A 14728-nucleotide genomic window follows, 5' to 3' on the forward strand; every position below is an offset into this window, starting at 1 on the left:
CTTTTTGATGTAACCGCTGCTTAACATTAGCTCATGTAATGATAAGGCCCCTTTTGAGGCACAATCTAATGTGTTGTTTTAATAAGATAAGTAGCCAGCTTTCGATTTGTTTCATGGTTCCCCCGCTTCCAATGTGGATCCAGTACATTTTTGCAACGGACGTTTCTGCACTTCGCTCATAGGGTTTATACATCGAAACCCTCAGTGTTGGAGTCAAGGCTATGCGTACCCAAATGATCGATAAGGCTGTCGTCGTCGCCTCAATGGAAGGGGACATTCTGGTCGTTAATGCCGATGGCAGTACGCGCCCATTGCAAGCGGGTGAGACGCTCTCACCCGGTACCAAGCTGACACTGGCCGACGATGCCAAGTTGGCACTGCTCACACCGGAAGAGGCTGCTGCCTTGGCCCAGGGGTCATCGGCGGCGCCCGAGGCCAGCATTCCTGCAGATGTTGCGGACAAAGTGGCCGATGAGGCCAAGCCTGATGGTACCGACAAGCCCCTCGATCCCAATGACATAGCCGCATTGCAACAATCAATCTTGGAGGGGATCGATCCGACCAAGAATTTTGAAGCTTCTGCCGCAGGGGGCGCTCCAGCGGCCGGAGGTGGCGGCGGAATAGGGGGGGTTGCCGGTGCCAGTGGTAATGGCGGTTTCGTGACCATAGCTCGCACGGGAGATGCCACCATAGCCCAGGCCGGGTTCGATACTGATCACAGTGCAAGACCCGGCATTGATCGTCTGCAAGAAGATCTGCCAGATCTTGAAAATGAATTGAGTGATGAAAATGAGCAGGTGAGTGTGCCGGAGGACGTTCAGGTCAATGGTAATCTCCTCGATAATACCAGCAACCCTGATGGCCCCGATGCCGCCAGCGTGACGCTGTTCAGTTGGGGTAGCAGCAATAATGTTCCTGCGGGCTCAACGGTTACCATCTCGGGGGTGGGTACTCTCACGGTGAGCGGTAACGGTGATTACAGCTTTACCCCCGCATTGAACTACAACGGTCCTGTTCCGCCTGTAAATTACAGCGTGACCGATGGTACCGATGTCGTAAATTCTACGTTGACCATTACCATTGCCCCCGTTGACGAAGGGGTTAGCTTGACTGGACTGAATGTGGTCGGCGCTGAAATAGTGGTCAGCGATGCCAGTCTGCCTGATGGCAGTACTCCTAATCCGGGTGCCCTGACCCAGGGCGGTATTTTTAGCTTTAATGCACCAGATGGCGTGCAGACTCTCAGCATCGCTGGTCTGCAATTGATCACAAATGGGGCTGTTATGAGCCTCCCCCAGTCGCTTGTCACTCCTCTGGGCAATAGCCTGCAAATCACAGCGATCAGCTTTAATCCCGTGACTGGTGCAGGTAGCGTCACCTATAGCTATACCCTGCAAGACAACGAGAACCACGTTAAACCGGCTAATGATATCCAGCTGACAGAGAGCTTCCAGGTCACGCTCACAGACAAGGATGGAGATTCCACTTCTGCCAGTCTGGATGCGATGATCCGTGATGACGTGCCGACGGCGGTGAACGACATCGACCCGGTGACGGCGAGCGAGAACCACCTTGTCCTCAATGGCAACGTCATCAGCAATGACGTGCAGGGTGCCGATGGCGCGGCGGTGACGGCGGCCAACCTGAATGGGACTTACGGCAGCCTGGTGCTCAATGCCAATGGTACCTACACCTACACCCTCAACCCCAACGATGCGGACTTCAAGGCGCTGACCGGGGGCGGGATGGGGAGCGAAGTGTTCACCTACACCCTGACCGACGGGGACGGGGACGTGAGCACGGCGACCCTGACCCTGACCATCAAGAACGACGATGACGGGGTGAGCATCACCAACCTGACCCCGAAAGGCGAGGGTGGCGACGCCATCGTGTACGAGGACGACCTGCTGGCGAGCCGGGGCCCGAACGAATCGGCGGGGTCGGACACGACCAAGGAGTCGACCACGGTCACCGGCAGCTTCAACATCAGCGCGCCGGACGGGGTGCAGACCCTGAGCGTGGGCGGTATCAACCTGGTGAGTGGCGGGGTGGTGGCTGGCTTGCCGCAGAGCGTGGCGACCCCGCTGGGCAACACCCTGACCATCACGGGCTACAACGCGGCGACGGGGCTGGTGAGTTACAGCTATAGCCTGCTGGACAACGAAGCGCACGCCAATGGCAATGGTAACAACAGCCTGTTTGAAGACTTCGCGGTGACCCTGGTGGACAGCGATGGCGACACGGCCAACAACACCCTGAGCGTGCAGATAGTCGACGACGTGCCGACGGCGGTGAACGACATCGACCCGGTGACGGCGAGCGAGAACCACCTTGTCCTCAATGGCAACGTCATCAGCAATGACGTGCAGGGTGCCGATGGCGCGGCGGTGACGGCGGCCAACCTGAATGGGACTTACGGCAGCCTGGTGCTCAATGCCAATGGTACCTACACCTACACCCTCAACCCCAACGATGCGGACTTCAAGGCGCTGACCGGGGGCGGGATGGGGAGCGAAGTGTTCACCTACACCCTGACCGACGGGGACGGGGACGTGAGCACGGCGACCCTGACCCTGACCATCAAGAACGACGATGACGGGGTGAGCATCACCAACCTGACCCCGAAAGGCGAGGGTGGCGACGCCATCGTGTACGAGGACGACCTGCTGGCGAGCCGGGGCCCGAACGAATCGGCGGGGTCGGACACGACCAAGGAGTCGACCACGGTCACCGGCAGCTTCAACATCAGCGCGCCGGACGGGGTGCAGACCCTGAGCGTGGGCGGTATCAACCTGGTGAGTGGCGGGGTGGTGGCTGGCTTGCCGCAGAGCGTGGCGACCCCGCTGGGCAACACCCTGACCATCACGGGCTACAACGCGGCGACGGGGCTGGTGAGTTACAGCTATAGCCTGCTGGACAACGAAGCGCACGCCAATGGCAATGGTAACAACAGCCTGTTTGAAGACTTCGCGGTGACCCTGGTGGACAGCGATGGCGACACGGCCAACAACACCCTGAGCGTGCAGATAGTCGACGACGTGCCGACGGCGGTGAACGACATCGACCCGGTGACGGCGAGCGAGAACCACCTTGTCCTCAATGGCAACGTCATCAGCAATGATGTGCAGGGTGCTGATGGCGCGGCGGTGACGGCGGCCAACCTCAATGGAACTTACGGCAGCCTGGTGCTCAATGCCAATGGTACCTACACCTACACCCTCAACCCCAACGATACGGACTTCAAGGCGCTGACCGGGGGCGGGATGGGGAGCGAAGTGTTCACCTACACCCTGACCGACGGGGACGGGGACGTGAGCACGGCGACCCTGACCCTGACCATCAAGAACGACGATGACGGGGTGAGCATCACCAACCTGACCCCGAAAGGCGAGGGTGGCGACGCCATCGTGTACGAGGACGACCTGCTGGCGAGCCGGGGCCCGAACGAATCGGCGGGGTCGGACACGACCAAGGAGTCGACCACGGTCACCGGCAGCTTCAACATCAGCGCGCCGGACGGGGTGCAGACCCTGAGCGTGGGCGGTATCAACCTGGTGAGTGGCGGGGTGGTGGCTGGCTTGCCGCAGAGCGTGGCGACCCCGCTGGGCAACACCCTGACCATCACGGGCTACAACGCGGCGACGGGGCTGGTGAGTTACAGCTATAGCCTGCTGGACAACGAAGCGCACGCCAATGGCAATGGTAACAACAGCCTGTTTGAAGACTTCGCGGTGACCCTGGTGGACAGCGATGGCGACACGGCCAACAACACCCTGAGCGTGCAGATAGTCGACGACGTGCCGACGGCGGTGAACGACATCGACCCGGTGACGGCGAGCGAGAACCACCTTGTCCTCAATGGCAACGTCATCAGCAATGACGTGCAGGGTGCCGATGGCGCGGCGGTGACGGCGGCCAACCTGAATGGGACTTACGGCAGCCTGGTGCTCAATGCCAATGGTACCTACACCTACACCCTCAACCCCAACGATGCGGACTTCAAGGCGCTGACCGGGGGCGGGATGGGGAGCGAAGTGTTCACCTACACCCTGACCGACGGGGACGGGGACGTGAGCACGGCGACCCTGACCCTGACCATCAAGAACGACGATGACGGGGTGAGCATCACCAACCTGACCCCGAAAGGCGAGGGTGGCGACGCCATCGTGTACGAGGACGACCTGCTGGCGAGCCGGGGCCCGAACGAATCGGCGGGGTCGGACACGACCAAGGAGTCGACCACGGTCACCGGCAGCTTCAACATCAGCGCGCCGGACGGGGTGCAGACCCTGAGCGTGGGCGGTATCAACCTGGTGAGTGGCGGGGTGGTGGCTGGCTTGCCGCAGAGCGTGGCGACCCCGCTGGGCAACACCCTGACCATCACGGGCTACAACGCGGCGACGGGGCTGGTGAGTTACAGCTATAGCCTGCTGGACAACGAAGCGCACGCCAATGGCAATGGTAACAACAGCCTGTTTGAAGACTTCGCGGTGACCCTGGTGGACAGCGATGGCGACACGGCCAACAACACCCTGAGCGTGCAGATAGTCGACGACGTGCCGACGGCGGTGAACGACATCGACCCGGTGACGGCGAGCGAGAACCACCTTGTCCTCAATGGCAACGTCATCAGCAATGACGTGCAGGGTGCCGATGGCGCGGCGGTGACGGCGGCCAACCTGAATGGGACTTACGGCAGCCTGGTGCTCAATGCCAATGGTACCTACACCTACACCCTCAACCCCAACGATACGGACTTCAAGGCGCTGACCGGGGGCGGGATGGGGAGCGAAGTGTTCACCTACACCCTGACCGACGGGGACGGGGACGTGAGCACGGCGACCCTGACCCTGACCATCAAGAACGACGATGACGGGGTGAGCATCACCAACCTGACCCCGAAAGGCGAGGGTGGCGACGCCATCGTGTACGAGGACGACCTGCTGGCGAGCCGGGGCCCGAACGAATCGGCGGGGTCGGACACGACCAAGGAGTCGACCACGGTCACCGGCAGCTTCAACATCAGCGCGCCGGACGGGGTGCAGACCCTGAGCGTGGGCGGTATCAACCTGGTGAGTGGCGGGGTGGTGGCTGGCTTGCCGCAGAGCGTGGCGACCCCGCTGGGCAACACCCTGACCATCACGGGCTACAACGCGGCGACGGGGCTGGTGAGTTACAGCTATAGCCTGCTGGACAACGAAGCGCACGCCAATGGCAATGGTAACAACAGCCTGTTTGAAGACTTCGCGGTGACCCTGGTGGACAGCGATGGCGACACGGCCAACAACACCCTGAGCGTGCAGATAGTCGACGACGTGCCGACGGCGGTGAACGACATCGACCCGGTGACGGCGAGCGAGAACCACCTTGTCCTCAATGGCAACGTCATCAGCAATGACGTGCAGGGTGCCGATGGCGCGGCGGTGACGGCGGCCAACCTGAATGGGACTTACGGCAGCCTGGTGCTCAATGCCAATGGTACCTACACCTACACCCTCAACCCCAACGATGCGGACTTCAAGGCGCTGACCGGGGGCGGGATGGGGAGCGAAGTGTTCACCTACACCCTGACCGACGGGGACGGGGACGTGAGCACGGCGACCCTGACCCTGACCATCAAGAACGACGATGACGGGGTGAGCATCACCAACCTGACCCCGAAAGGCGAGGGTGGCGACGCCATCGTGTACGAGGACGACCTGCTGGCGAGCCGGGGCCCGAACGAATCGGCGGGGTCGGACACGACCAAGGAGTCGACCACGGTCACCGGCAGCTTCAACATCAGCGCGCCGGACGGGGTGCAGACCCTGAGCGTGGGCGGTATCAACCTGGTGAGTGGCGGGGTGGTGGCTGGCTTGCCGCAGAGCGTGGCGACCCCGCTGGGCAACACCCTGACCATCACGGGCTACAACGCGGCGACGGGGCTGGTGAGTTACAGCTATAGCCTGCTGGACAACGAAGCGCACGCCAATGGCAATGGTAACAACAGCCTGTTTGAAGACTTCGCGGTGACCCTGGTGGACAGCGATGGCGACACGGCCAACAACACCCTGAGCGTGCAGATAGTCGACGACGTGCCGACGGCGGTGAACGACATCGACCCGGTGACGGCGAGCGAGAACCACCTTGTCCTCAATGGCAACGTCATCAGCAATGACGTGCAGGGTGCCGATGGCGCGGCGGTGACGGCGGCCAACCTGAATGGGACTTACGGCAGCCTGGTGCTCAATGCCAATGGTACCTACACCTACACCCTCAACCCCAACGATGCGGACTTCAAGGCGCTGACCGGGGGCGGGATGGGGAGCGAAGTGTTCACCTACACCCTGACCGACGGGGACGGGGACGTGAGCACGGCGACCCTGACCCTGACCATCAAGAACGACGATGACGGGGTGAGCATCACCAACCTGACCCCGAAAGGCGAGGGTGGCGACGCCATCGTGTACGAGGACGACCTGCTGGCGAGCCGGGGCCCGAACGAATCGGCGGGGTCGGACACGACCAAGGAGTCGACCACGGTCACCGGCAGCTTCAACATCAGCGCGCCGGACGGGGTGCAGACCCTGAGCGTGGGCGGTATCAACCTGGTGAGTGGCGGGGTGGTGGCTGGCTTGCCGCAGAGCGTGGCGACCCCGCTGGGCAACACCCTGACCATCACGGGCTACAACGCGGCGACGGGGCTGGTGAGTTACAGCTATAGCCTGCTGGACAACGAAGCGCACGCCAATGGCAATGGTAACAACAGCCTGTTTGAAGACTTCGCGGTGACCCTGGTGGACAGCGATGGCGACACGGCCAACAACACCCTGAGCGTGCAGATAGTCGACGACGTGCCGACGGCGGTGAACGACATCGACCCGGTGACGGCGAGCGAGAACCACCTTGTCCTCAATGGCAACGTCATCAGCAATGACGTGCAGGGTGCCGATGGCGCGGCGGTGACGGCGGCCAACCTGAATGGGACTTACGGCAGCCTGGTGCTCAATGCCAATGGTACCTACACCTACACCCTCAACCCCAACGATGCGGACTTCAAGGCGCTGACCGGGGGCGGGATGGGGAGCGAAGTGTTCACCTACACCCTGACCGACGGGGACGGGGACGTGAGCACGGCGACCCTGACCCTGACCATCAAGAACGACGATGACGGGGTGAGCATCACCAACCTGACCCCGAAAGGCGAGGGTGGCGACGCCATCGTGTACGAGGACGACCTGCTGGCGAGCCGGGGCCCGAACGAATCGGCGGGGTCGGACACGACCAAGGAGTCGACCACGGTCACCGGCAGCTTCAACATCAGCGCGCCGGACGGGGTGCAGACCCTGAGCGTGGGCGGTATCAACCTGGTGAGTGGCGGGGTGGTGGCTGGCTTGCCGCAGAGCGTGGCGACCCCGCTGGGCAACACCCTGACCATCACGGGCTACAACGCGGCGACGGGGCTGGTGAGTTACAGCTATAGCCTGCTGGACAACGAAGCGCACGCCAATGGCAATGGTAACAACAGCCTGTTTGAAGACTTCGCGGTGACCCTGGTGGACAGCGATGGCGACACGGCCAACAACACCCTGAGCGTGCAGATAGTCGACGACGTGCCGACGGCGGTGAACGACATCGACCCGGTGACGGCGAGCGAGAACCACCTTGTCCTCAATGGCAACGTCATCAGCAATGATGTGCAGGGTGCTGATGGCGCGGCGGTGACGGCGGCCAACCTCAATGGAACTTACGGCAGCCTGGTGCTCAATGCCAATGGTACCTACACCTACACCCTCAACCCCAACGATACGGACTTCAAGGCGCTGACCGGGGGCGGGATGGGGAGCGAAGTGTTCACCTACACCCTGACCGACGGGGACGGGGACGTGAGCACGGCGACCCTGACCCTGACCATCAAGAACGACGATGACGGGGTGAGCATCACCAACCTGACCCCGAAAGGCGAGGGTGGCGACGCCATCGTGTACGAGGACGACCTGCTGGCGAGCCGGGGCCCGAACGAATCGGCGGGGTCGGACACGACCAAGGAGTCGACCACGGTCACCGGCAGCTTCAACATCAGCGCGCCGGACGGGGTGCAGACCCTGAGCGTGGGCGGTATCAACCTGGTGAGTGGCGGGGTGGTGGCTGGCTTGCCGCAGAGCGTGGCGACCCCGCTGGGCAACACCCTGACCATCACGGGCTACAACGCGGCGACGGGGCTGGTGAGTTACAGCTATAGCCTGCTGGACAACGAAGCGCACGCCAATGGCAATGGTAACAACAGCCTGTTTGAAGACTTCGCGGTGACCCTGGTGGACAGCGATGGCGACACGGCCAACAACACCCTGAGCGTGCAGATAGTCGACGACGTGCCGACGGCGGTGAACGACATCGACCCGGTGACGGCGAGCGAGAACCACCTTGTCCTCAATGGCAACGTCATCAGCAATGACGTGCAGGGTGCCGATGGCGCGGCGGTGACGGCGGCCAACCTGAATGGGACTTACGGCAGCCTGGTGCTCAATGCCAATGGTACCTACACCTACACCCTCAACCCCAACGATGCGGACTTCAAGGCGCTGACCGGGGGCGGGATGGGGAGCGAAGTGTTCACCTACACCCTGACCGACGGGGACGGGGACGTGAGCACGGCGACCCTGACCCTGACCATCAAGAACGACGATGACGGGGTGAGCATCACCAACCTGACCCCGAAAGGCGAGGGTGGCGACGCCATCGTGTACGAGGACGACCTGCTGGCGAGCCGGGGCCCGAACGAATCGGCGGGGTCGGACACGACCAAGGAGTCGACCACGGTCACCGGCAGCTTCAACATCAGCGCGCCGGACGGGGTGCAGACCCTGAGCGTGGGCGGTATCAACCTGGTGAGTGGCGGGGTGGTGGCTGGCTTGCCGCAGAGCGTGGCGACCCCGCTGGGCAACACCCTGACCATCACGGGCTACAACGCGGCGACGGGGCTGGTGAGTTACAGCTATAGCCTGCTGGACAACGAAGCGCACGCCAATGGCAATGGTAACAACAGCCTGTTTGAAGACTTCGCGGTGACCCTGGTGGACAGCGATGGCGACACGGCCAACAACACCCTGAGCGTGCAGATAGTCGACGACGTGCCGACGGCGGTGAACGACATCGACCCGGTGACGGCGAGCGAGAACCACCTTGTCCTCAATGGCAACGTCATCAGCAATGACGTGCAGGGTGCCGATGGCGCGGCGGTGACGGCGGCCAACCTGAATGGGACTTACGGCAGCCTGGTGCTCAATGCCAATGGTACCTACACCTACACCCTCAACCCCAACGATGCGGACTTCAAGGCGCTGACCGGGGGCGGGATGGGGAGCGAAGTGTTCACCTACACCCTGACCGACGGGGACGGGGACGTGAGCACGGCGACCCTGACCCTGACCATCAAGAACGACGATGACGGGGTGAGCATCACCAACCTGACCCCGAAAGGCGAGGGTGGCGACGCCATCGTGTACGAGGACGACCTGCTGGCGAGCCGGGGCCCGAACGAATCGGCGGGGTCGGACACGACCAAGGAGTCGACCACGGTCACCGGCAGCTTCAACATCAGCGCGCCGGACGGGGTGCAGACCCTGAGCGTGGGCGGTATCAACCTGGTGAGTGGCGGGGTGGTGGCTGGCTTGCCGCAGAGCGTGGCGACCCCGCTGGGCAACACCCTGACCATCACGGGCTACAACGCGGCGACGGGGCTGGTGAGTTACAGCTATAGCCTGCTGGACAACGAAGCGCACGCCAATGGCAATGGTAACAACAGCCTGTTTGAAGACTTCGCGGTGACCCTGGTGGACAGCGATGGCGACACGGCCAACAACACCCTGAGCGTGCAGATAGTCGACGACGTGCCGACGGCGGTGAACGACATCGACCCGGTGACGGCGAGCGAGAACCACCTTGTCCTCAATGGCAACGTCATCAGCAATGACGTGCAGGGTGCCGATGGCGCGGCGGTGACGGCGGCCAACCTGAATGGGACTTACGGCAGCCTGGTGCTCAATGCCAATGGTACCTACACCTACACCCTCAACCCCAACGATGCGGACTTCAAGGCGCTGACCGGGGGCGGGATGGGGAGCGAAGTGTTCACCTACACCCTGACCGACGGGGACGGGGACGTGAGCACGGCGACCCTGACCCTGACCATCAAGAACGACGATGACGGGGTGAGCATCACCAACCTGACCCCGAAAGGCGAGGGTGGCGACGCCATCGTGTACGAGGACGACCTGCTGGCGAGCCGGGGCCCGAACGAATCGGCGGGGTCGGACACGACCAAGGAGTCGACCACGGTCACCGGCAGCTTCAACATCAGCGCGCCGGACGGGGTGCAGACCCTGAGCGTGGGCGGTATCAACCTGGTGAGTGGCGGGGTGGTGGCTGGCTTGCCGCAGAGCGTGGCGACCCCGCTGGGCAACACCCTGACCATCACGGGCTACAACGCGGCGACGGGGCTGGTGAGTTACAGCTATAGCCTGCTGGACAACGAAGCGCACGCCAATGGCAATGGCAACAACAGCCTGTTTGAAGACTTCGCGGTGACCCTGGTGGACAGCGATGGCGACACGGCCAACAACACCCTGAGCGTGCAGATAGTCGACGACGTGCCAGTCCAGCCTGCGGATCTGAATACCAGAGTTGAGGAGTTCTCTAACCCTGGCACCAACCTGATGATCATTCTGGATACCTCGGGGAGTATGGACTCAGCATCGGGTGTCGCCGGTTATGCAACTCGGATGGCCATTGCCAGAGCATCCATTCTGCAGTTGATCAATGACTACGATAACGTCGGCAACGTCATGGTCAGACTGGTTGGCTTTGCAAGCACGGCGACCACCAACTTCCTGGGCTCAGGTGATATCTGGTTGACGGCTACCCAGGCACTGAATGTCATCAACACCATCACCGATACTCTGGGCAACGGTGGTACAGACTACGATGATGCGCTGATCAAGGCCATGTCGGCCTACAATTCGGCTGGCAAGATCATTGGAGGACAGGGCGTGCTTTACTTCCTGTCCGATGGTGAGCCGACCGAGAGCACCAGCTGGCCTGGAGTGGTCGGTTCGGGTAGTGATGGTATCAATGGAGCCGAGCAGGCTGCCTGGCAAACCTTCCTGACTGACAATGAGATCAAAGCCTACGCCCTTGGCATGGGGACTGGTGCAACGGCGCCAGCATTGGAGCCCATTTCCTACAACGGCGCCACCGGAGCAGAACAGCCGGCCATCATAGTGACGGATCTGAGCCAGCTGGCCAGCACTCTCTCGGGGACTGTGCAGGTGCCGACCACGGGCAATCTGCTGGTCGATGCGGGGGTGGTCTTTGGTGCCGATGGTCCTGCCGCCTTGCCCATCACCAGCATCTCCCACGATGCCGATGGCAATCCGGCGACGCCGGATGTCGTCTACACCACGGCATACTCCGGCTATAACCCCGTGACCCACGTGCTGACCATTCCTACCCATGGCGGGGGCACCCTCTCGGTCAACTTGTTGACAGGGGCTTACAGCTACAGCCTGTCGCTGGATGTGGCAGATGACTACACCGAGACCTTCCATTACACCATCAGCGACGCCGATGGGGATGTGAAGACAGGGGTGCTGAACCTGATCACCACGGATTCGAGCGACGTTATCGTCTATGACAACAGCAATGAGGCGCTGGTGTACGAGATCTCTGTGCCGGGAGCAACGACGACCACTATGCTGGCGGATTTCGAAGACATTACCAACTCATCCAATAGCGGGAGTGGTTATAACCCCTGGATTTATGACACCTCAGGGACTGGTAACAGCGTGATCGATCTGGGGGGGAATACGATCGCCAGCGCCATTGTGAACAATGGTGACAAGTGGATAGTAAGTACCCAGGGCGGGACAGGTCTTTCCTACCTGGATGCCACCGTCAACACCAGCAGTGATGAATTACGCCTGGTCGATAACAATGGCTCATCGGCGGGGGGCGTCGAGATGCTGACGCCGGAGTTCGTGACCAGCGCAAGCGGTACCACCACCCTCAGCTTCGATTACGACAGGGCCAACGTGAACAGCAACGATGTGGTGACCTGGAGCCTGTACAAGTTTGACGGTACCAGCTGGGTACAACAGACCGGCACGGGTTACAGCGGTTTCCTGTCGACGGATCCGGGATCTACCACCAGCCTCACCACGGGCGAGCTCGAGGCGGGCACCCGTTATCGCATCCACTTCTCTGTGCTCGATGGAGGGGGGAGTGGCAGCAGCAATGACTCTCGCCTGGAGCTGGACAACATCAGGCTCAACATCACGGCCGCTGCCACGACGGCCATTGCCATCATGGCCGCCCAGGGCAATGTGCTGACCGACCCCAATCACAACCCGTACAGTAGCGATCCTTGGGGGGCTGTCGATTCGTTGGGCAGCGAAAGCTCGATACTCAAGATCTGGAATGGCAGCAGTTATACCTCTGTGACCACCAGTCAGACGGTTGCCGGGCTCTATGGTTCACTCGAAATCCACAGTGATGGTGCTTACACCTACACCCCTAACTCGAACCTGAGCAATGTTGGTCAATCGGATGTCTTTACCTATCAGGTCATGCAAAATGATGGGGATCAGGATACGGCGCAATTGACCATCAACATTGGCGCCACTGCTGCGGCTATACCCGCCCCAATTGAGGGGACTAGTGGCAATGACGCGCTCAATGGGACAGGGGGTGACGACGTGCTGCTTGGTTATGGCGGTAATGACACCATTCATGGCAACGGAGGTAATGACCATATAGAAGGTGGGGCCGGAAATGATACCCTGTATGGCGACGCTGGCAATGATGCTCTGCTGGGCGGAGCCGGTACCGATATTCTGGATGGCGGCTTGGGCAATGATACCCTGATTGGCGGGCTGGGGGCGGATACCATGACTGGTGGTGCTGGGCACGATACCTTCAAGTGGCTGGCGGGTGAGGCCGATGGCAACATCGACAAGATCACCGACTTCACTCTGGGGTCGAGTGGCAGCAATGCCAATAGTGATGTGCTGGATCTCTCTCAGTTGCTGGTCGACGTGCCAGCCAGTGCCAACAACAGTGTACTGGCCAACGCGCTCAACAGTTATCTGACCTTCGATACGGCCAATAACAAGCTGACCATAGACACCAATGGTGGCACGGCTGGCGGCGATCAATTGACTGTGCTGTTCCAGAATGCACCAGACTTGAGCCATGGCGGAACCCTTAGTACCAACCAGGATATCATCAAGCAACTGCTCGACGATGGTAACCTCAAGGTTGATCCACATCCGTAGATGACATGCACAGAGGCAGGCTTGCCTGCCTCTGTTGTTTAATCGGGAAGGACGTTAAGATAGGCAACATTGACGTAGTGAGGAAGATATGGGGCCCTTTAACTGGATCGACATTGATGGCATTCGCTATAGCTGGGACGGGCAGGGCAGCATCAGTTGTTCCGGTCGCTTTGCCTATCAAACTCAGCTCGATGGCAGCAGACTGACCGGGCTTGAGATAGAGAATGAAGATGGTGAGGCCGCCGGGGTATTGAACGTCGACTTTGCCGCTATGCAGCTCTCTTTTGTACCCTATGTCGGCGTCGAATCTCCCCACATGGTGCTGCTCTGCGGCGATGGTCAGAGTCAGCAAGAGTGTTCGTTGCAGAGCATCACGGCTTCCTTGCACGATTTATTGGCAAGTGCCGATCCTCTGGGATGGGACTCCTGGAGCGATTGCGTCGCGGCCGTTGAGGTGATTTCCCCTGGTGAGGGACACATTCTGTCGTGGGACTCATTCCACTTCGACGAGGCCGATCGGCTGCCAGAGCTGGCCGCTACCCCCGGTCTGTCCCAGCCGTCAGCACTGGCGGTTAACGAGATCAGTATCAGTCTGGATATGAGTAATCATGTGCTGGACTTTATCCCCCCCAGCCACGAGATATGAATCCGTGCCTAGCCCGTGCATAATGCCGCAATCATTCTGATTGAGGTGTTATTTATGTGGCGTTCCATCCTTTCCCTGTGTCTGTTTTGTACGAGTGCAGCCACCATGGCTATCGAGGTGCCCCAAGCCCCGCATCTGTTGGTGAGCGGTAATGCCGAACAGAAGGTGGAGCCCGACATGTTGACTCTGCGTGTGGCCGTGACGGCGCTGGAGAAGAAAGGCATAGATGCCAAGCAGCAAGTCGACAAGCGGGTAGCGGCCTTCTTTGGCCAACTTGAGGGGCTGGGTATCAAGCGCAGCGATGTGGAGGCGGGCAATCTGGTCATCTCCCCCGAGTATCAATATCCGCAGAACCGTAAACCCGAACTGGTCGGCTACCGCGCCCAACGCCAGCTGGCTGTCAAACTCTACCAGCTCGACAAACTCAGCCAGCTGATGGATACCGCCCTCAAATCCGGGCTAGAGTCCGTTTCCCAGATTGAATTTGGCTTGAAAGATCCCCAGGCTGCTCGCGAGCAAGCCAGAGTGAGTGCGGTGCAAGATGCCCGTGCCAAGGCGGAGTCCCTGGCCAAGGCGTTTGGTGTGACCCTGGGCAAGGTGTACAGCATAGAGTATCGCAATGCTGCGCCTATGCCGGTGTATGGTCGTGGCCTGAAAATGGCTGCCATGGCGGCGGCTCCCGAAGCGGCCGATGCCAGCTACGAGCAGCAGGAGATCAGCATCACAGACAATGTGGAGGCTGTATTCCTGATCGATTGAGTCGGCTCATTCA

General features: G+C 60.9%; 3 protein-coding genes. All 3 read left to right on the plus strand.

Annotated features, from left to right (window positions below):
- The first annotated feature begins 221 nt into the window (after positions 1-221).
- The 3 genes from ACSMDR_RS17710 (at position 222) to ACSMDR_RS17720 (ending at position 14715) form a co-directional block, all read left to right on the plus strand.
- Positions 222-13310: a retention module-containing protein gene (locus ACSMDR_RS17710; protein ID WP_436469096.1), complete on the plus strand. Its 13089-nt coding sequence runs from the start codon at positions 222-224 to the stop codon at positions 13308-13310.
- 88 nt (positions 13311-13398) lie between these two features.
- On the plus strand, positions 13399-13956 hold the full coding sequence (locus tag ACSMDR_RS17715) for a TIR domain-containing protein (protein WP_436469097.1): 558 nt from the start codon (positions 13399-13401) through the stop codon (positions 13954-13956).
- Positions 13957-14010: 54 nt separating this feature from the next.
- Entirely contained in the window at positions 14011-14715 is a 705-nt protein-coding gene (locus tag ACSMDR_RS17720) for an SIMPL domain-containing protein (protein WP_436469098.1), read from the plus strand.
- Positions 14716-14728: the final 13 nt, after the last annotated feature.

Source organism: Aeromonas molluscorum, from assembly GCF_051376105.1.
Lineage (GTDB): Bacteria > Pseudomonadota > Gammaproteobacteria > Enterobacterales > Aeromonadaceae > Aeromonas > Aeromonas molluscorum.

What these genes read in the sequence shown, in the direction of transcription:
- ACSMDR_RS17720 (WP_436469098.1), top strand. Translation starts at nt 14,011, where the DNA reads ATGTGGCGTTCCATCCTTTCCCTGTGTCTGTTTTGTACGAGTGCAGCC.
- ACSMDR_RS17715 (WP_436469097.1), top strand. Translation starts at nt 13,399, where the DNA reads ATGGGGCCCTTTAACTGGATCGACATTGATGGCATTCGCTATAGCTGG.
- ACSMDR_RS17710 (WP_436469096.1), top strand. Translation starts at nt 222, where the DNA reads ATGCGTACCCAAATGATCGATAAGGCTGTCGTCGTCGCCTCAATGGAA.